At 50.6% G+C, this 18,074-nt stretch carries 29 protein-coding genes; 13 read left to right on the top strand and 16 right to left on the bottom strand.

Features of this window, described 5'->3' with window-relative positions; translation table 11 throughout:
- Positions 1-37: 37 nt before the first annotated feature.
- The 3 genes from NVIE_RS01800 to NVIE_RS01810 all read right to left on the bottom strand — a co-directional run bounded on the left by NVIE_RS01800 (position 38) and on the right by NVIE_RS01810 (position 1,548).
- On the bottom strand, positions 38-865 hold the full coding sequence (locus NVIE_RS01800; RefSeq protein ID WP_075053753.1) for an aspartate dehydrogenase: 828 nt from the start codon (positions 863-865) through the stop codon (positions 38-40).
- Positions 866-913: 48 nt separating this feature from the next.
- Positions 914-1,096 (bottom strand): 30S ribosomal protein S30e, encoded by a 183-nt coding sequence (locus NVIE_RS01805; protein ID WP_075053754.1) that lies wholly within the window; start codon positions 1,094-1,096, stop codon positions 914-916.
- Between the two features lie 68 nt (positions 1,097-1,164).
- Positions 1,165-1,548, bottom strand: a complete 384-nt coding sequence (locus tag NVIE_RS01810) for a hypothetical protein (RefSeq protein ID WP_227717435.1) — start codon at positions 1,546-1,548, stop codon at positions 1,165-1,167.
- Positions 1,549-1,745: 197 nt separating this feature from the next.
- Between NVIE_RS01810 and nadA the strand changes: the two genes are divergently transcribed.
- Entirely contained in the window at positions 1,746-2,696 is a 951-nt protein-coding gene (gene nadA / locus NVIE_RS01815) for a quinolinate synthase NadA (RefSeq protein ID WP_075053755.1), read from the top strand.
- On the opposite strand, the gene nadC is transcribed toward nadA, so the two are convergent.
- From nadC to NVIE_RS01830, 3 genes are read right to left on the bottom strand one after another with little or no spacing between them, the layout of a single operon-like run.
- Positions 2,693-3,562: a carboxylating nicotinate-nucleotide diphosphorylase gene (gene nadC / locus NVIE_RS01820; RefSeq protein WP_084790566.1), complete on the bottom strand. Its 870-nt coding sequence runs from the start codon at positions 3,560-3,562 to the stop codon at positions 2,693-2,695. The genes nadA and nadC overlap by 4 nt on opposite strands.
- 2 nt (positions 3,563-3,564) lie before the next feature.
- Entirely contained in the window at positions 3,565-3,753 is a 189-nt protein-coding gene (spt4, locus tag NVIE_RS01825; protein ID WP_075053756.1) for a transcription elongation factor subunit Spt4, read from the bottom strand.
- A gap of 5 nt (positions 3,754-3,758) precedes the next feature.
- Complete coding sequence (locus NVIE_RS01830; RefSeq protein ID WP_075053757.1) at positions 3,759-4,361, bottom strand: DNA-directed RNA polymerase; 603 nt, start codon at positions 4,359-4,361, stop codon at positions 3,759-3,761.
- A 159-nt stretch (positions 4,362-4,520) separates the two neighbouring features.
- Between NVIE_RS01830 and NVIE_RS01835 the strand changes: the two genes are divergently transcribed.
- Together NVIE_RS01835 and NVIE_RS01840 are read left to right on the top strand one after the other, a co-directional pair.
- Positions 4,521-5,639, top strand: a complete 1,119-nt coding sequence (locus NVIE_RS01835) for an Mrp/NBP35 family ATP-binding protein (RefSeq protein WP_075053758.1) — start codon at positions 4,521-4,523, stop codon at positions 5,637-5,639.
- 31 nt (positions 5,640-5,670) lie between these two features.
- Complete coding sequence (locus tag NVIE_RS01840; RefSeq protein WP_075053759.1) at positions 5,671-6,165, top strand: GTP-dependent dephospho-CoA kinase family protein; 495 nt, start codon at positions 5,671-5,673, stop codon at positions 6,163-6,165.
- A 79-nt stretch (positions 6,166-6,244) separates the two neighbouring features.
- Here NVIE_RS01840 and NVIE_RS15130 read toward each other — a convergent pair whose 3' ends face one another.
- A complete protein-coding gene (locus NVIE_RS15130; protein WP_158435038.1) occupies positions 6,245-6,388 on the bottom strand; it encodes a hypothetical protein in 144 nt (47 codons plus the stop codon).
- A 36-nt stretch (positions 6,389-6,424) separates the two neighbouring features.
- On the bottom strand, positions 6,425-6,658 hold the full coding sequence (locus NVIE_RS01845) for a hypothetical protein (RefSeq protein ID WP_144239411.1): 234 nt from the start codon (positions 6,656-6,658) through the stop codon (positions 6,425-6,427).
- A 97-nt stretch (positions 6,659-6,755) separates the two neighbouring features.
- On the opposite strand from NVIE_RS01845, the gene NVIE_RS01850 reads away from it, so the two are divergent.
- A complete protein-coding gene (locus NVIE_RS01850) occupies positions 6,756-8,237 on the top strand; it encodes an FAD-binding oxidoreductase (protein ID WP_144239412.1) in 1,482 nt (493 codons plus the stop codon).
- A 9-nt stretch (positions 8,238-8,246) separates the two neighbouring features.
- The gene (locus NVIE_RS01855) at positions 8,247-9,257 is read left to right on the top strand and encodes a class I SAM-dependent methyltransferase (RefSeq protein ID WP_075053761.1); all 1,011 of its coding nucleotides are present in this window, start codon (positions 8,247-8,249) and stop codon (positions 9,255-9,257) included.
- On the opposite strand, the gene NVIE_RS01860 is transcribed toward NVIE_RS01855, so the two are convergent.
- Positions 9,258-9,659 (bottom strand): VOC family protein, encoded by a 402-nt coding sequence (locus tag NVIE_RS01860; protein ID WP_227717436.1) that lies wholly within the window; start codon positions 9,657-9,659, stop codon positions 9,258-9,260.
- Between the two features lie 107 nt (positions 9,660-9,766).
- Between NVIE_RS01860 and NVIE_RS01865 the strand changes: the two genes are divergently transcribed.
- The 3 genes from NVIE_RS01865 (at position 9,767) to NVIE_RS01875 (ending at position 11,170) form a co-directional block, all read left to right on the top strand.
- On the top strand, positions 9,767-10,012 hold the full coding sequence (locus NVIE_RS01865) for a hypothetical protein (RefSeq protein WP_075053762.1): 246 nt from the start codon (positions 9,767-9,769) through the stop codon (positions 10,010-10,012).
- Positions 10,009-10,320: a hypothetical protein gene (locus tag NVIE_RS01870; RefSeq protein WP_075053763.1), complete on the top strand. Its 312-nt coding sequence runs from the start codon at positions 10,009-10,011 to the stop codon at positions 10,318-10,320. Before NVIE_RS01865 ends, NVIE_RS01870 begins: the two co-directional genes overlap by 4 nt.
- A 166-nt stretch (positions 10,321-10,486) precedes the next feature.
- A complete protein-coding gene (locus tag NVIE_RS01875; protein WP_075053764.1) occupies positions 10,487-11,170 on the top strand; it encodes a VIT1/CCC1 transporter family protein in 684 nt (227 codons plus the stop codon).
- 93 nt (positions 11,171-11,263) lie between these two features.
- Here the strand turns inward: NVIE_RS01875 and NVIE_RS15135 are convergent, their stop codons facing one another.
- Together NVIE_RS15135 and NVIE_RS01880 are read right to left on the bottom strand one after the other, a co-directional pair.
- On the bottom strand, positions 11,264-11,413 hold the full coding sequence (locus tag NVIE_RS15135; RefSeq protein WP_158435039.1) for a hypothetical protein: 150 nt from the start codon (positions 11,411-11,413) through the stop codon (positions 11,264-11,266).
- A complete protein-coding gene (locus NVIE_RS01880; protein WP_227717437.1) occupies positions 11,410-12,021 on the bottom strand; it encodes a cbb3-type cytochrome c oxidase subunit I in 612 nt (203 codons plus the stop codon). The genes NVIE_RS15135 and NVIE_RS01880 overlap by 4 nt, the downstream gene beginning before the upstream one ends.
- Before the next feature lie 105 nt (positions 12,022-12,126).
- On the opposite strand from NVIE_RS01880, the gene NVIE_RS01885 reads away from it, so the two are divergent.
- The 3 genes from NVIE_RS01885 (at position 12,127) to NVIE_RS01895 (ending at position 14,148) form a co-directional block, all read left to right on the top strand.
- On the top strand, positions 12,127-12,468 hold the full coding sequence (locus NVIE_RS01885; RefSeq protein ID WP_144239413.1) for a hypothetical protein: 342 nt from the start codon (positions 12,127-12,129) through the stop codon (positions 12,466-12,468).
- Positions 12,469-12,801: 333 nt separating this feature from the next.
- Positions 12,802-13,308 (top strand): Hsp20/alpha crystallin family protein, encoded by a 507-nt coding sequence (locus NVIE_RS01890; RefSeq protein WP_075053766.1) that lies wholly within the window; start codon positions 12,802-12,804, stop codon positions 13,306-13,308.
- 3 nt (positions 13,309-13,311) lie between these two features.
- Positions 13,312-14,148 carry a cupredoxin domain-containing protein gene (locus tag NVIE_RS01895; RefSeq protein ID WP_075053767.1) on the top strand — a complete coding sequence of 279 codons (837 nt, stop codon included), beginning with the start codon at positions 13,312-13,314 and terminating at the stop codon, positions 14,146-14,148.
- Positions 14,149-14,287: 139 nt separating this feature from the next.
- Here the strand turns inward: NVIE_RS01895 and NVIE_RS01900 are convergent, their stop codons facing one another.
- Together NVIE_RS01900 and NVIE_RS01905 are read right to left on the bottom strand one after the other, a co-directional pair.
- Entirely contained in the window at positions 14,288-14,632 is a 345-nt protein-coding gene (locus tag NVIE_RS01900) for a P-II family nitrogen regulator (RefSeq protein WP_075053768.1), read from the bottom strand.
- 61 nt (positions 14,633-14,693) lie between these two features.
- Positions 14,694-15,131, bottom strand: a complete 438-nt coding sequence (locus NVIE_RS01905; protein WP_144239414.1) for a hypothetical protein — start codon at positions 15,129-15,131, stop codon at positions 14,694-14,696.
- 102 nt (positions 15,132-15,233) lie between these two features.
- Here NVIE_RS01905 and NVIE_RS01910 point away from each other — a divergent pair, with 102 nt between their 5' ends.
- The gene (locus NVIE_RS01910; RefSeq protein WP_075053770.1) at positions 15,234-15,671 is read left to right on the top strand and encodes a CBS domain-containing protein; all 438 of its coding nucleotides are present in this window, start codon (positions 15,234-15,236) and stop codon (positions 15,669-15,671) included.
- 415 nt (positions 15,672-16,086) lie between these two features.
- Here NVIE_RS01910 and NVIE_RS14705 read toward each other — a convergent pair whose 3' ends face one another.
- Entirely contained in the window at positions 16,087-16,392 is a 306-nt protein-coding gene (locus tag NVIE_RS14705) for a hypothetical protein (protein ID WP_144239415.1), read from the bottom strand.
- A 97-nt stretch (positions 16,393-16,489) separates the two neighbouring features.
- Between NVIE_RS14705 and NVIE_RS01915 the strand changes: the two genes are divergently transcribed.
- On the top strand, positions 16,490-16,945 hold the full coding sequence (locus tag NVIE_RS01915; RefSeq protein WP_158435040.1) for a universal stress protein: 456 nt from the start codon (positions 16,490-16,492) through the stop codon (positions 16,943-16,945).
- A 9-nt stretch (positions 16,946-16,954) separates the two neighbouring features.
- Here the strand turns inward: NVIE_RS01915 and NVIE_RS01920 are convergent, their stop codons facing one another.
- Positions 16,955-17,344 carry a nuclear transport factor 2-like protein gene (locus NVIE_RS01920; protein ID WP_144239416.1) on the bottom strand — a complete coding sequence of 130 codons (390 nt, stop codon included), beginning with the start codon at positions 17,342-17,344 and terminating at the stop codon, positions 16,955-16,957.
- An 83-nt stretch (positions 17,345-17,427) separates the two neighbouring features.
- Positions 17,428-18,036 (bottom strand): hypothetical protein, encoded by a 609-nt coding sequence (locus NVIE_RS01925; protein WP_075053773.1) that lies wholly within the window; start codon positions 18,034-18,036, stop codon positions 17,428-17,430.
- Positions 18,037-18,074 lie beyond the last annotated feature (38 nt).

Below are 18,074 nucleotides of genomic sequence, written 5' to 3' on the forward strand. Positions count from 1 at the left end.
CGCAACTACTGTTCCATATATAAACTGTAAAAGCTCTTCAGGAGCCTATTCTCATGCCGTCGTCGCAGACCGACCGCAGACACTCTATCGCCGAAAGCACAGCAAGATAGCTGGTCTTGGGGTTGCCCGGCGAAGGCACGTTGTTGACTGTAAAGCGGAACTCGCCAAAGCTTCCCTTTGCGGTTATCTCGTGCTGGTTCGTGGTAAACGCGGGGTCTGCAATGATGCGGACCATCGTCCTGTCGACCCCGATGCCTGCAAGGCTCAAGACGGCTGCGACGTTGACGTTTGCCGGAAACGCCCTGACCGCGTCCGCGGCTGTTCCCTCATAGATGGTTGTCCGCTCTTTTACCTCGTCCAGCTTGACCTTGCTTGTCTCAAAGAACGGCGCGCCTGCAAGCGCCTTTGGGCTCTTTGTCGTGGTAAGCGTCACAGAATCCAAAAGGTGCCTGACTGCCCTAATTGCGTCAATCCCTGCAATCGCGCCCGTAGGCACGTACAGCCTGCGTCCGCTCTTTTCTGCTTCCTTTAAAACCTCTGCAAGGAGCGCCTTGTCTGCAAGGGCGCCGACGCTCATCACCATCACGTCCTTTCCGGCGCGCAACACTTTCGCTGCAAACTTTTTTGCAGCCTCCTGCGACGCAGCCTCGACTATTATGTCGCAGTCTGTCTTCATGAAATCGTCAAAATCGGAAAATGCGGGGGGGCTTGTACGCAGTTTTTGCTTCAGCGCCTGCGCGCTATTCTGAACGACATCGAAAAGCGAGGCAAGAGAAGCGTTCCTTACCGCGCCGGTGTCGACTGCAATGGCAAGCTGGCTACCAATGGTGCCGCAGCCTATTATGCCGACTCTTCTTGCAGGCATGTGTACTAGCAGGTAATGGGCAGGTGGGGGATTTTTACCCTTCTCTACTTACCTTCTTCCACCGCGGCGCTCTGGCTTTTTCTGGCCCGGCAGCCTCTTTTTCTCAAAGCGCTTGACAAAGTTATCCTTGTTGCGCATCCTTGCTATCTTGCTTGAGCGTGGCTTGGCCTGAATTTTTGGCGTCTGGCCCCTGACCTTGCCCGCCTTTGTAAGCGATCCGTGTGTTGGCATTTAGTATCTCCAGAAGCATTATGGAATCGAAATTTATATGTGTATTCATCAACGCGCGTGCGTGTGTGTCATGAAAAAAGCCCGTCAAGTCGCGGTATTATGTGGTCAAGAATTATGGGCTCGTGCTTGACGCCCAGATCAAACGACACCATGAAAATGTGGGTGATTTTTGACGACTCTCTGATAGGTATCGTTGCCCTCTTGACCTTGCCGTACAGCGTATAGGCGTACAGCGTCTTGCCGAGTTCTGGCTCAAAGGTCGTCCGCATGTTCATCCTCATCAGCGACTGCAAAACCGATACTTCGCTCTCCTCCTTTGTCAAAAGAGGCTTCAGGCCCTTTCTGTACGCAAAGCCAATGAGCCTGCCGTTGCTGCTTGCAATGCCTGCAAACCTTATGCCCCTGTCTATTTCGAGTATCCTTTGACAGAAATCGTCAACGGCGCCGGGCATTTTTTCGCCTGTGAAATATCTGCGCATATTTCTTAAATTTTATCCAAAACTCTTCCAGCCGGACTGGTCTTTTGTGCATTGTTGTGCGTCAAATGTGGCAAGTATTGCCTACAATCTCGCAGGACCGGGCATGCGTATCCTCAATTATACTGGTTTAAATGTAGACCACATGAATCATTGTCTGTATATAGACAGACATGACCATGCTTGCAATCGACTTTAAGGAGCAGGTCCTGCGGCTGAAGAAGGAAAGAAACGCCGTTATTTTGGCGCACAACTACCAGCTTCCCGAAGTGCAGGACGTCGCCGACTTTATCGGCGATTCACTAGCCCTGTCCAAGAACGCGGCGGCAACAGACGCAGACGTAATCGTGTTCTGCGGCGTCCACTTTATGGCCGAGACTGCGTCGATACTGTGCCCGGAAAAGAAGGTGCTCATCCCAGACCTTGAGGCCGGATGCTCGCTTGCGTCCACCATAAACGCAGACGAGCTTGCCGCATGGAAGCAGGAGCACCCGGACGCAGTGGTGGTGAGTTATGTCAACACGACTGCAGAGGTCAAGGCGCTGTCAGACTATTGCTGCACGTCTTCAAACGCAGTCAAGGTCGTCAACAGCATACCTGCCGACAGGAAGGTGCTGTTCCTGCCGGACATGTTCCTTGGCTCGTACGTTGCAGAAGTTACGAAACGCAAGAACATGTACATATGGCCTGGCGAGTGCCACGTGCACGCAGGCATAAAGTCAGAAGACATCAACAAGATGCTTGCAACGCTCAAGAACGCGGACTTTCTCGTGCACCCAGAATGCAGCTGCACATCATCTACGATGTACCACATGGCCAAGGGCGACCTTGCCCAAAAGGGGCACATCTTGTCGACAGAGGGCATGATGAAGCACGCCCGCACGTCTGGCGCCAAGCAGTTCGTGGTTGCAACCGAAACGGGCATACTCTACAGGATGAAGAAGGAAAACCCTGACAAGGAGTTCATACCAATCAAGGAAGACGCCACCTGCCGCTACATGAAAAAGATAACGCTGGAAAAGGTCTACAATTCGCTGGCACACAACGTCTATGAAGTAAAGGTGTCAAAGGAAATTGCAGACAAGGCGAAGCTGGCCATCGACAGGATGCTGGCCCTCTCTTAACTTTTTGTTATTTTTGTTTTTATTATTTCCAGGCTAAAGTCGGCTGCCTTTGGCGAGTGGGTGATGTAGCCCATCGAGACATAATCCGGCCTAGCTTTTGCGTACTGCCTTATGTTCTTGTGGTTCACGCCGCCCGAAATTTCAATCGTGGCTTTTTTGCGCAGGCCGAGTCTTGCAATGTTTTTGATCGCCTTGGCAGCCTGCGCCGGCGTGAAATTGTCCAGCATGACAATGTCCGCGCCGGCCTTGATGGCTGCAATCGCCTCCTTTTCGCTCTTGGCCTCGCACTCGACCTTGATGGCAGTGCCTGCGCCTTTTCTTGCAAGGCTGACGCACTTGTCCGGCGCGCCCGCAAGGGCGATGTGGTTGTCCTTTATCAGTACCATGTCGTCAAGGCGCATCCTGTGCGCCAGCCCTCCGCCGAGAACGACTGCCTTTTTGTCAAAGTAGCGCAGGCCCGGAGCCGTCTTGCGTGTGGCCGCTATCTTGACCGGCCTAGCCTTGTCCGCAAGCGCCCTCGTCTCTGTGGCGATGCCACTCATCCTCATTACCAGATTCAAGGCGACGCGCTCTGCCTTTAGTATCGCCCTTGCATTGCCCTTGATTATCATGACGGTCTTGCTCTTGCTCACCTTTGCGCCATCCTTGACAAGCGCCCTTGCCGAGCAGCCGCAGATGTCAAAAATGATGCCCGCCTCTTCAAGCCCGCAGACAATGCAGTTGTCTGTCTTGCAGACTATCTCTGCCCTTGCGTTCATGCCGGCAGGGATTGTGGTGTCGCTTGTAATGTCGCCTGTCCCGGCGTCTTCCTGTATGAAAGAAACGAGCGCTTGCCTGACGTCTAGAAATGTATCCAGGCTTGACAACCTTACTGGACCTTCAGCGCGTACCTGCTTGGGGTGGTTATTTCAAGAGTGCTTGCCACAAGCGACTTTGCAGGGTCAAACACCAGAATGATGCCTGACCAGTCTGGGCTCAGGTCCGTCGACTTGCACACGGGGCACACCTTGCCGCTGGTGAGGGCCTTGCACTTTCTGCAAGCCTTTTCCTTGGCCATATATCCTACTTGCCTCCCTTCTTCTCCTTTGGAGCAGCCGCCGGCTTGGCTTCTCCGCCCTTGCCCTTTTTGATCTCTTCCTGTATCCATTCAAGGGCGCCAAGGAACGGCTGCCTGCACGTGATGCCGATCTTGCCCATGCCTGCGCCCTTGCCGAGGCTGACTGCAGTTATCCTTGCGCGGATTTTCGACCCTATCTTTAGCGCGCGGGAAGACTGGTTTGCGACGATGACGCCCTGCTTTACGTCGCTTTTCAAATAGTCGTCGGTGATCTGCGAAAGGTGCAGCAGCGCGTCTGTAGGGCCGATCCTTACAAACGCGCCAAAGTCGGTGATTTCCACGACCTCGCCTTCGACCACTTCCTGCAACTTGGGGTAGAACGTGAGTGCCTTGAATGTGACCTTGTGGTAGGTGGCGCCGTCTCCGGCCACCAGCTTGCCCGTTGAACTTACCTCTGCGTCGGTGATCATGACAACATATCCGACATCCGGCGAGAGCATGCTTTCATATTTTTCCTTGAGGATCTGGATAGCGGCATCTTTGAGAGAGTTTGTCAGCCTGCTTGGAGGAATCCTGACGACGTCGCTCATATGCACTATGGCAAACATAATATTGTACGCGAGAATGTGATAAACGCAACTTTATGAACTTTTGGATTACATAAAGTCTAAAATTTTCTATATCATACCTCGTGCCTTTGGCTCTGTTTTAAGCTACAAACATGCCAAAACGATGATTTAAATACGGTGTAGGCAAATTTTTCTCAAATGGTGACGGTAGATCAAGTCCTAGGCTCCCTGAAAAAAGTGGTTGACCCCGAGCTCCACAAGGACATTGTTTCAATGGGAATGATAAAGGATCTTTCGATAAATGACGGCAAGGTTGCTTTCACGCTTGAACTCACAACTCCCGCATGCCCATTCAACAGCGACATCGAGCGGGACGTGCGCGCCGCCATAGCGGGAATTGGCGTCAAGGACCTGCAGATGCGCGTCACAGCACGCGTCATGGAAGGAAGGGCGCTAAACCTCGACGAACTGCTGCCGGGGGTAAAGAACATCGTGGCAGTCGCGTCCGGCAAGGGCGGAGTCGGCAAGACCACGGTTTCTGTAAACCTCGCGCTGTCGCTTGCAAAGACTGGCGCCAAGGTCGGGCTTCTCGACGCTGACATTTACGGCCCGAGCGTCCCCCTGATGCTGGGGCTAAAGGCGCAGCCGGAGGTCGAAAACAACAAGATCCAGCCGCCAGAGGTCGCAGGCGTAAAGGTGATCTCGATGGGCTTTTTCTACGAGCAGTCGCAGCAGGCAGGAATCTACCGCGGCCCTATCGTCTCGGGAATCGTCAAGCAGTTCCTTACTGATGTCAACTGGGGCGAGCTCGACTACCTCATTATCGACCTGCCGCCTGGAACAGGCGACGCGCCGCTTACGATAGCGCAGACAATCCCTATCACCGGCATACTCATCGTCACCACGCCGCAGGACGTCGCCATGAACGTGGCCGTCAAGGCTGTGGGGATGTTCCACAAGCTCAACGTCCCGATTATCGGCGTGGTGGAAAACATGTCTTTTCTCAACTGCCCGCACTGCAATGAGCAGATCTACCTCTTTGGCAAGGGCGGCGGCAAAAAGATAAGCGACGACTTTAACATCCCGTTCATAGGCGAGATCCCGCTGCACCAGCACATCAGCCAGGGAAGCGACACCGGCAAGCCAACCGTGCTTTCAGAGCCCCAGTCCTTCCAGGCGCAGTCCTTTGAAAAGGCGGCCAAGATGATTGCCGGAAGGATAAGCATCATCGCGGCAGAAATGCGCGCGCAGGAAGAGGCAGAGACCAAGGAGCAGCAAGAAGGTGCCAAGGCTCCCGAAAACAAGCCGTCAGCTTAATAGCCCGACGCCTGCAACACTACATCTATACTTGCGCCAGGAAGACTTAAAAGCACTCAAAAAGCCATTTGGCACGCTCGTACCTGACGCGCAGGTAACGAAGGAAAAGATTTCTGCCATTGTCAGGGGCGCCAAGAAGACAATCGCAGTCGGCGACGCGACGACAGAGCGGCTGCTCGGCTTTGGGATAACGCCCAACCTTGCAGTAGTCGACGGCAAGGAGCGGCGCCTTGTACGCGAATATCCAAGGCATGACGCAAAGGAAATCCATTGCACAAACCCTGCCGGCGCGATTTCACAAGCTGCAGTCGACCTCTTGAAAGAGGCGCTGCTTGAAAAAAAGCCGGTGCTCGTGGTCGTGGAAGGCGAGGAAGACCTACTTGCGCTCCCGGTATTTGCGATGGCGCCTGAAGGCGCAGTCGTTCTGTACGGTCAGCCTCTTGAAGGCATGGTTGCAGTCAAGATAACGACTTCAAAAAGGAAGCAGGCTAAAGACTTAATGGACAGGATTGGCGTCGAAAAATAGCGGGGTATGATGATGTGGTGGCTGGAAGATATTCCAGATGATTGTATATACCACTAGCTGACCCCACACAAAAAACTTCTTAGCCGTCGCAGCCGCAGCCGTCCTTGCTCATGTCGTACTTGCCGATGTTGAATTTCTTGGCACAAGCGTCGCATACACTCTTGCCATAGTCGATCTTGGCATTGCAAAACGTGCAGATCATCTCTCCTATTTGCTGCTTCAACAGTTACAAAAGTGTGTAGTTAGTTTTTAAATCTTGCTACATCGGTGCGATGAGTATCTTGGGACGATTCGGAGTATTATGATGGCATTTCTTGCCGCAGATGGGGCAGTTCTTCCTGTCAAGGAATATGCATTGGCATATGTGGACCTTCATGTAACTTTCTGCCGCCCTGCTGGGCTCGCCGGTACCATTGCAGAAGGGACACTGCGAATCTGTGATCGCAATGACTCCCTTACCTGCGCACACGGGACACTGCTCCGCCTGCATCATAACAACCGCTACAGCATAACCAGTGCTATTTAATCATATCAGTCTGGATTCGTGAAGTTTGTTATATTGGCGCCTCCAAGGTTAGGCGTATATATTGATGATAAGCGAAGGACTTGCTCGCATTGCCAAGGGGGAGGTGCTCTCTGACGAGTGGAACCGGCGGGTCTACTCGATGGACGCAAGCCACTATGAAATCAGGCCCGCGCTGGTGGCGTGCCCAAAGGACGCCGGCGACGTGCAGGCAATCTGCAATTACGCGTTTTCAAAAAAGGTGCCGGTGACGGGGAGGGGCGCGGGGACCGGCCTGCTCGGCCAGTCGCTTTCGGACGGCGGCCTCGTGCTTGATTTTGCAAAGCACATGAACAGGGTGCTTGAAGTGGGCGACGACTATGTAGTAGTCGAGCCCGGGATAGTAAAGGGCGTCCTTGACAAGGAGCTGAAAAAGAGGGACAAGTTTCTGCCGCCGGACCCTGCAAGCAGCAACTATTGCACAATCGGAGGCATGATAGCGGATAATTCAAGCGGCGTGCACTGCCTTGGGTACGGCAACACGATCGACTTTGTCGAGGCACTTGACCTTGTGTACGCGGACGGCTCGGCCGGTCATGCGGGCAAGGGCAGTTATTATTTTGACGCGCGCATGGAGAGATTGAAACGGCTGCTTGGGCAAAGCGCCGAAATTATAAACAGCAGCTACCCAAAGGTGAGCAAGAACTCGTGCGGCTACAGGCTGGATGCGGCTATAAAGCATGGCTTTGAGCCGCACAAGGTCATTGCCGCATCAGAGGGGACGCTTGCTCTCGTCGCTTCTGCAAGGTTGCGTATACTGGACCTCCCCCAACACCGCTTTCTGCTCGTGCTTGGCTTTGAAGACCTGCTCGCCGCGGTAAGGGCCGTCCCCGCGATACTGGAATCGTCGCCGGTCGCCCTTGAAATGCTGGATGCAACGGTCCTTGCACTAGAGAAAAACGCCGAGACCGGCTGCCTCTTGTACGTCGAGTTTGCCGGCGACAACCGCGCCAATGTTGAAGCGCAGATGGCAAGATGCCGGGACCGGATGGCGACGACAAGTGCCCGGGTGGTGGAATACGCGACCGACGAGCAGAGCATGGCCAGGATCTGGGCGGCAAGAAAGGGCGCCCTTGGGAACATCATGAAGATGACGGTTGGAAGCAGAAAGCCAATAGGGCTCGTAGAGGACACGGTCGTCCGCCCCGAGATGCTTGCTGCTCACACGGAGAACCTGCTTGCCGCATACCGAGACAACAAACTCGACTATGTCATGTACGGCCACGTGGGGGATGGCAACATACACACGCGGCCCCTCGTCGACACGAGTTCAAAATCCGAGTCGGAGATGATAAGCGCGCTTGCCGCCCGCGTCTTTGCACAGGTGATAGCAAGCGGCGGGACGATAACGGGCGAGCACGGCGACGGCCTTGCAAGGGTCGGCTACATCGAGCAGATGTACGGCAAGAAAATGACCGCACTTTTCAAAACGGTCAAGGAACTGTTCGACCCCGGATACCTGCTGAACCCTGCCAAGAAAGTACCGTTTAAGAACAAGCGCGATGTGTAGCTGGCTATCATGCCTGCTACATGGAAGGCAAGGAGCGCGGAATTCAAGAAACTGTGGGGGTACTCGGTCGGCTTGTACGGCGTATGGGTCGCGCACGTCGGGCGCAGGACCGGGCTGTTTGAAGCAATTGCTAGGCGCCCTGCCACTCCGGAAGAGCTGGCGGCGCAGGCCAATTTCAATGCTGATGCAGTAAAAGCGTGGTGCTCTGCCGCCCTTGCGCTTGGCTTTTTGAAGATGAAAAGCAAAAAACTGTACCTGCCTGCCAAGATGAAAGAGATCCTCCTTGACAAAAAGAGTCCGGATTACCTCGGTGGCCAGTTTTCGTACATCGCCTTGCGCAGCCTGGAGTACGGCGGTCTTGAGGATTTGATAAAAACAGGCAGGACGCGCGAAATGACTTCCTCCACATTTGAGGCGATTGTAGAGGCAACAGACTGGGATCACAATGCCTTTCTGTCTGCAATAAAGCGCGGCAGGAACCACAAACTACATGCGATGCTTTCAAAGGGGTGCAGGGCACTTGACGTCGGCTGCGGCACTGGCACATTCATTGAAAAACTGTTGCAAATCTATCAGCACTCATCTTTCGTGGGTGTCGAGCCGTCAGAGGCCGCCGCGCACACGGCTATGGAGATGGCCGCCGGCTTGCCGGCGGTAGAGATACTGCGAGAGACAGGCGAGGCAATGAACTTTGAAAACGAATTCGACCTTGTCTACCTCGGCGAGTCGCTCTATGCGGCGTCTGACAAGCAGGCCATAGTGTCAAACTGTTATCGCGCGCTGAAAAAAGGCGGCGCGATTGCGATAGTGGAGGGGCTCTTGCCAGATAACAACAACAAAACAAGCAACGACGACGAGGGCCGGCTGATAATGGGCATGCAGGTCGACTTTGCATTGCAGGGCTATCGCTTTATGACGAGAAACGAAATAGGGGCGCTCCTCAAGGCGGCAGGCTTTTCCAAGGCTGCCTTTGAGGATTTCGGGGGCTCGCTGTATCTGGTTACCGCATGGAAGCCATAGCTAGTCGGTCCCGAACATACCTAGCATGTCAAAGCCTTCTTCTGACTTTGTCTTTATCTCTGCAATGGATATCAGGTGGCCGTCAGGATCCTCGATTACAGCGTGTTTGCCAAACGGCTCGTCCTTGGGCTTTTTGAAGAACTTGACCTTTTTAGCCTTTAGTTCCTTCACCGTTGCGTCCATGTCGCCTACCATAAAGCCGACAAGCATCCCGGTGCCCGAGCTTACCATGCTCTTTCTCTTGGCGGGGGTGAGCGCAAGCACGGTGCCGTCCTTGAAGAACTCGGTCCAGTCCTTGGACTTGCTCTTTAGCTGGAGCCCGAGCGTGTCCTTGTAGAACTTTACCGACTTTTCCATGCTTGAGACGAGCAGGATCACTGCGCCGACTTTTTTGAATGCCAAAATCAGTCCACCTAGAGAAAGGTTGGGGAGGTAAATTAAGAACTTTCCGCTTGTGATGTGCGCGTTAATTAACAGCCTGTGCACAAGCTTTGTACGTACGCACGCATATGACGACACTTGAGATTGTAGACTATCGTACGGAGGTGGCGCTTGAAGGGCTGCCTGACCGCCTGCAAAAGCAGTTCTTAAATGAAGTCCCTGCAGCCAACCAAAAGATGCTGTCTGTACGTCATGAGATGAACAAGGTGGCTGAAAAGAAGAAGCTTGGCTGGAGGTTTACAAGCCTGTATCTGTCAGCCTTGTGTACACCGGAAACACAACTACTTCGCCCAGCTTGGCAGTTGTTGCAATGACAAATCACAATCAGATGATGGACATGATGCACGGCGGGAGCAGCGGCATGATGGGAGGAATGAGTGGAATGACGGGCGGCCTGAGTGGCATGGGACAGCATGGCATGAGCCACGGGATAATGGCAAACAATACTCAATCTACAATGATGATGATTGGTCATGAAGATGCAATGCAATCTCAGACTGGCAGCGCCCTTGTACAAGCGGGATGGAAGGCCGGCGTCACCGTTAAGGTAAACTTGGACGGGAACACGTCCGCATTTGATGCGCAAGATATCCACGTTATGGTATTTCCACACCTGACTTGAGATGGCGCAAAAGGCCTTCTCTCATTTTTTCTAATCGGACCGGAGGATTCTCAACTGATGTCAAGTCGCGTCAACCGCTACAATACAAGCTACTACAATCGGCGCTCGCAGTTGCTAGCAAGGATAGATAAAAAATACAAATCAGAGCAGGCTCTAGAAAAATAGTATGAAGTGGTCACTTGAGGATTTTGTCTATGGCGCGACAGACGGCGCGGTCACCACATTTGCTATCGTTGCAGGCGTAGTCGGCGCATCGCTCTCGCCGGCCATAGTGCTTATCCTCGGATTTGCCAATCTCTTTGCAGACGGCTTTTCGATGGCGGTTGGAAATTATCTTGCGACAAAGTCTCAAAAGGAGGCCATCGAAAGGGCACGGCAGCGCGAAGAGTGGGAGATCGACCACCTCGCTGATCAGGAAAAACAGGAAATTCGCGACATTTACGCTAAAAAAGGTTTCAAGGACGAGATCCTCGAGGAAATAGTGCGCATCATAACGTCAAGGCGCAAGGTGTGGCTCGACACGATGATGAAAGAGGAGCTTGGCCTCGTAGATGATAAGAGGAGGCCACTTGATACTGCAATCACAACATTTGCAGCATTTAATGCAATAGGCTTCATACCGCTCTTGCCGTTTGTGGTTGTGTATGCTGCAGGGGCGATTGTAATATCGCAGGAAGCATTTGCCTATTCTAGCGTATTTACTGCAGTAGCATTTTTCACCATAGGTGCGGTGAAAGGGAAGATACTACGCAAGTCGCTTGTGCGGTCAGGCCTTGGCACGCTTGCATTAGGTGGAATAGCTGCTGCAGTGGCGTTCATAGTCGGTTATCTGCTCAATCAACTTGTATGATGAAAAATCGAAATCTGACCACCAAAAAATTGTATCGACGATCACGATACTCTGACCAAGCTGGCTCGGACAAGCATGGAATCGAAGATTGTTTCAGCAGATGGCGATATTCTGGACCCTGCTCACGTCGACATCCACCTGCTGAGCTATCGCTTCAACAGAAAGATCCGAATAGCGATACAGGTCAGCTATCGTACTCTTCTTTCTTGCTTCTGTATCTCCATCGATTGCGACAATCTTCACGCGGCTTCTGTCGCTCCTTTTCCCGTTTTTCCTCTTGAGAAAGACTCTGAACTGGACGATGATGTTCTGTAAGTTAGAAGGAAACCTGCGCCTCCGGCCACTACCCCCAATACAGTCACAAAGACGGCTGCAGATATTGGCTCGACGAACGGCGCCAGTATTTCATGGGCTTGTCCCGCGTTAAAGCCCTTCCCTCCCACACTTTCTGGCAGCATTGCTGCTCCGCCGAGGTATCCTGCGTACATCAGCATGCCCATGGTGGCAACTGTTCCTACATTCATTAGAACAAGATGAACCCAAGCCAAGACCTTCGTACCTCTTTGCATACGTTTTCCCATTATATTTTCAAGATAGTGGTAAAAGAGCGCGGATACTGCTACACCAATGACTCCGATGACAATATACAGAACGTAGCCGAAGGTAAACCATGTTCCTGCACCTCCTCCTGCTATAACTCTGGATATTTCTGGTTTTAGGAATGATATCTGACTTAGCAGCAGAAAGATTGTTAGTCCTGCTAGGATTGTGCCCTGAATAATAGCTGCCATCATGAACCTCTTTGCCCAGACGTTATTATCGTCGCCTGCGAATCCTGATCTTCCCATCATAGATCATGTATGGTTGGAGAACCTGCCTATTATCAGCAAAGAGTACAGTGCATGGCTGTGCAGACACGGTGATTAAGAACTAATTTGCGGCAAATATTTGTCGATATGAAAGAAGGTTTCTCACTTGTTAATGAAAGTAGGAGGAGATTGCTTGCAGAACTGGAAACGTACGGGATTGTTCTAAAGCCTACCGAGAACGTACTGAAGGATGCCGTTCTTGAACGTCTGCTGCATGAGTTAAGAAGAGGCAGTGATGATATTGTTGTTGAAACGAAATCGACCAATAATAATATGGCCGTTACTAATGCTTATGACCATTACACCGCGATCGCAATTGACAATATCAGCAAATTGTTTATTGCGTCATTGTTGTTTTTCTCTTCGTATCCCTGGATGACTCTATGGTGGTTGCCACCTCTCTACGATTATTACAGGATCAAAAGATGAGGCTCTACTTTGCATAGGTGCCATAGACGATTGATTCGCTCCTTACCCCTGCCCCTGTAAAATTACAGTTGGCCCCTCCCGTAAATCCAAAGCAAACCCTCAAAAGAATAGCGTTCTGGCAGATTCACCGCATTACAGATGCCATGTGCAGTTGACCAAGATACTTCAAGACCTATGGTAAATTCGCTCATGCAGATCAGTCTAGTTACCTAGGCGACTAACATCTTATTCCAGAAGATTCGTCAATAAACAACTCTCTCCACACTTTAATGAATGCTTTGCAGTGCAGAGCATTCCTGCTTTTCAAATAATCTGCAAGAGGATATGAGCGCTATGAGTTCCAAGAATGTCGAGAAAAAGGAACAAGAATCTATCGTAAAGCGTACCGGCCTGTTTGAGGATGTCGGAAGAAGCATAGAACACGAGATGGAGAGGTTCTTTTCCAGACCATGGCCTCCTGCTTTTGAATTGAGGTTGCCATTTGGTTCATTTCCGCCACTGCCAGAAGTTCGCATGCCGCTATGCGATGTGGTGGACAAGGGCGATAGGTATGAGGCAAATCTCGAAGTCCCTGGAATAGAAAAAGAACAGATAGATGTCAAGGCCACGCGGAATTCTGTAGAGGTATCCGGCGAGCATTCTGAAAAGAAGGAGGAAAAAAGAAAGAACTACTTGTACAATGAAAGGTCATACAAGTCGTTCTATCGAAAGATTCCTGTTCCGGAAGAGATAATTCCTTCCAAAATAGAGGCCAGAGTAGTAAATGGGGTATTGAATATCAGTATGCCAAAGAAAACGCCTTCAAAAACAGACGAAGAAACAAAAGTGGAGGTAAAGTAAGATATGAAAAATCGACTTGTTTTCTTTGGATTGATAGCCTTGGCGGCTGTGCTTGCAACAACTTCATCCATTGCAGCAATAATACCTAACGCGGCGGCATTCCATACCTTTGGCGGAACATATGTCGTAAACATAATACCTGGCGCCGCTCAACAAGAAAGCCTCTATCATTACTACCCGCCTTCAATTGCGGTCCCAAAAGAAACTGAGGTGGCTTGGTTCAACGGTGATCCAGAGCAGCCACATACCGTAACCAGCGGTAATCCCGGAGGCCAGGATTCAGGAATGATATTCAACTCCGGAGTCATGTCATATCAGTACTTCTTTCAGTACGAATTCCATCAAGCCGGAGACTATCCGTACTACTGCATGATTCACCCCTGGAGGTTAGGTACGATCCATGTAAGTGACGAAGTCGTACAGGGAAATAACTTTGAATTCTCCACTGGAACGGGCAGCACGTGGAATTTATTGGAATTTGACAGGAACTTGCTGAAATTCGAGCCAACTACCGTGTCGCTTGAGGAAACAACTCCTGCAAGCTATTACGTATCAATAGTCGATAATACGACAAAGCAGACAGTTCACAATGGATTCTTCCCGTCGACAAACAACCTGCTGATCGAGCTGATATCCAATGACAGCAACGCCAACCAGACAATCACGTATGGCCCAGACAGGGCATCCACCATACACTCGACTCCCGGAGCATATCATGTTCAAGGCAACTTCGTCAAGACTGGCGCCACGTATGCCATCAACGTAGTCCTATATTCGGTCGATGGAAAACCCTTGGAGTCACCGCCAATGGATCGGTTCCAGCTCAAAGTGGCAGGATAGGAAACAGTACCAGAAGATGGGTCCCCGGTACTGCAAGATGTTGACATCTGCGCTACCTGTCACCATCTTCCATTTTTTTGATCCTGTTCCATGCATGCTCTCTATCTTGAAGTCAGCATGCAGTACTTTGCAACAAGCGTTAGAGGGCGCTATCTCCCTTCTCCCTAGTGCCCAAGTCGTAGGCCTCTGCCACGTCATAAACGAATATCTTGCCAATCGCAGAAGTGCCGACGCCAAAAGTCTTAAGGACATCTTCTATAATCTCTCTACTCAGGGCGTCAGATACAAGCACCTGTACTTTGGTCCGGAACCCAAACTCTGGTACATACGTCATGACCCCTCTCCCAATCGTTATTGGTTTTTGTCTTGTGCGTCCTCTTCCCTTGATATCATAAAACGACATTCCTCCAACCTTGTGCTTGTGTAGTAGTTCATTCAGCTGTGGCAGATGCTCCTGGGGAATAATTATTTCGAGCTTTCTCATGTATGTTATTTCAAGGTCCAGATATGATAAACTAGTTGCATTGCACTGCACTATGCTGCAATCATGAATCTTCCAACATCTTGATTGAATCTCCGATCGATTTCTTGACCTCGCTTAGAATCTGAAGTACTTCTTTCTCATTGCTGTCTCCATTCTGCTTCTGTTCAAGCTCATTGTTGTAGTACTTCATCCACGAGTATGTATGTTGCAGGTTCTGAAAAAGTGGAAACGGCAGCAGGATCTGTTTCCCTCCAAGTATTGTTGCATCCCACATGTCTGTAAAAAATGGCTTGAAGTCGCTGTACTTGACCGACTCTTCAATAAACCGTAGCTTGTTGTTAAGGTCGTTTTTGACAAAGTGGACTATCTGCTGCCTGTTCCTATCTTCCTCTTTCCTGATCTTGCGCTTGTCGACTAAAGCTTCCACGTAAATGGCGCCGTATATTATAGCTGCAAGAAGCATCATTTCAACTAGGAGGGAATCCCACTGTATTGCCAACGGTGCAAATATCCACAGGTTTGATTATAATTAACATAGGGTACGCAGTGTATTGCTCTGCAAACATATCCATTAAGAAGAAGATATTGTCATGCATGAGGCATGAGTGCAGTAAGCGAAATAATGTGCTCCAAGGTTGTAACCATCGACGGCAACTCTGACCCTTCAGTGCTTGATGTTGTTGGAGAAATGGTCAAGAACAAGACGGGTGCCATCATAATCCTTGAAAATGGGAAGCCGTCGGGCATCATCACGGAGAGAGATATTCTCAAAAAGGTCTCTGCTCACAACAAAAAGCCGAAGGATGTGCAGGCCAAAAACATCATGTCATCGCCCTTGATAACCGTCAAGGCGTATGATTCTGTCGATACAGCTGCCAAAGCTATGACAAAAAACAAAATAAAGAGGCTCCCAATCTTGGAGACCGACGGCTCGCTTGTAGGTATGATCTCTGCGACAGACATTGCCAAGAAGCTGGCCAAAATACTGGCAGACGACTATAACCGCTACCGCTCATTAAAGGGCGCCCTTGAACTCTAGTCAATAGCGCTCTCTCTTGGTGCCGGTATGGCACGCTTGACATGCCCCGCACCACTCGCAGACTTTTGGAGTTTCTGCGCCACACTTGATACACATGGCCTCGGGGCTGTGCACCTTTACTTCATGAAAGCTGTGGGGCTGTCGCATTCTGGTCAAAATGAGTGCCTCCTCATCGTGCCCTTTGATTTTGCCTCAACTTTTTTCGGCAGGCTCCTTGCCAAGACCCTGTCTGTTACTCTTGTCTTTTGAAATTCACCGTTGTGACACCTGTTGGATTGCTCCATGAGCAGTTTTGGAGGCGTGTGATATTTCAAAGCCCGGTACACAGTGCATGGCAATGTGTTCCTCAGCCGTAAATAATCAGAAAAGGCAATCCCGGACATGGAGATGCCAGATCAAAGACGAGTAGTCCTATTCATCGAAGCGGAAGCGTTCTGACAAAGCGGAGCGTGATGCCGCGTTTTTCATCCTTTTCAAGTATGCATGTTTCGTCCATAGTCATTGGAATTCTTGAAGTCCGCCTTCCGCATGCAGGACAAGTTACCTGCATCCGTTTTCCATTCATGCAGGTTGCACACCAGTGGCAGTTGTCGCAAATTTCAAGTACAACATCGGGAAAGTTTTCGCCGGTAATCTTTCCTTGTCTTGCATTCAGATCCTCGTGGGGTAGAATCTGGCTTTCTGGCGATTCCTCTGCTCTTCGTTCTTTTCTAGGGGGCATGATACTAACTGCAACTCGTCATAGTTAAGCTTCAGGTATGCAGTGCATTGCAGTATAGCCGTTTCTTGTAAATACTACTCTCTGTCAGATTATGATCATGGTTTCAAGAATTCTCGTCCCTCACGACGGAACTGAAATGTCAGACAGGGCCCTCTCAAAGGCAACCGAGTTTGCCAAGGCGATGAAGTCGGAGATGGTAATAGTGCATATTGTCGACAGCAGGTTCGTGCCGCCGAGTGCCACTCTTGGCTTCATAAGCGATAGAACATCGCTTGAGGGAGCCAAGACTGAGCTTGTCAGAATTCTAAAGTCCGGCGCAGAGCAAATGCTCAAGGAAAAAATGGCAAAGGTAAAGGCGGATGGCATAAGCGTTGACTTTATCCTAGGAGTGGGTTCTCCTGCTGAAGAGATAGTCACAATCGCGCGTAGCACCGGGTCAGACTTGATAGTGATGGGGAGCAGACAGCTGTCAAAAGCGGGTCTAGGGACTCTTGGCAGCGTTGCAAGAAAGGTGTCAGAGACTGCAGATTGCCCTGTGATGATAATACGTTGATTTTTCTTATTATGTCATGAACTTGATGTCGAGGGTCTTTATCTTCCATCCTTTCTTTTCGTCCGGCTTCAGGTCAAACGTAAAGCGGCCCTTTACCCTGTCGCCACGTTCAAAGGTAACAAGAGCAGTCAATTGGCCCTCCTCTTGACCATGCTTGGCCTTCAATATCTTGATCTTGCGGTGCATGTTTCTGTTTGCCATCATGGCTACTTTGAGAAATGGCTCGATTAATGACCTGCCATGCAGTCCCTGAGCTTTACTGAAGGGCTCATAAACTGTCGCGTCGTAGTCGAACAGGTCAAGAAGGCCATCCACGTCTTTGTCCTCTATCAGCTTGAAGAACCTGTACACGATGTTCTCCCGGCTGTCGGGACCTTTGACGTTGCCTTTAGGCATCACGGCATGCGTTCACCTTTGCAAACAATATGGCATATTGATAGATAACCTGTCGGATTGCAGTGCATTGCAGTTTATCTGAATGCCTATCTCAATACGACCTCTGCGATAGTGGTATTCGGCGTGACGTGTATCTCTGCCCTTACCTTTGCGAGGTTCTGAAATATCAAGGTGAGCAGTTCCTTTGTAAAGAGCGACCAGTTCTCGCCAAGCTCGTGCTGAACTACAAAGACATGCTTGCTTGAACCTTCTATCCTATGATCGGCCTTTATGCCGGAGACCTTCATGTATTCTTCAAGAACCGAGAGCACCACCCATAGGTTGTAATGCTTTTTCATGAAAAGCACAGAGTCTTTCATCAGATTAAAGGCGATCTGAGCAGCCTCTTTCACAATCAAGTCTCGGTACGTTTCTACTTCCTTTATGCCTCCTGCCTTTGCAGAAGCTATTGCCTTGTCAATGAGTGTCGAGAGCATCAGTTTTGGCACTGGCATCATGCCAATCTTGCTCTCGTACCTGTCCCACTCAGCATAGCGCTTGAGCACCTGGTTGACAAGGACGTTGAGTGAAATTTCGCGCGTATCAGCCTCGCCCTGGAGCTCGTCTATTACCGACGAGTCGATCCTGAACGTGACGCTGCGAGTCTTTTTTGATTGGTAGGGAGAAGCTCCTTGGCCTTCAGAATCCGCAGACATATGTATACAGTGCCAGCTGTGAAATTCGCCTTAAAAAG

Source organism: Nitrososphaera viennensis EN76, from assembly GCF_000698785.1.
Classification (GTDB): Archaea; Thermoproteota; Nitrososphaeria; order Nitrososphaerales; family Nitrososphaeraceae; genus Nitrososphaera; species Nitrososphaera viennensis.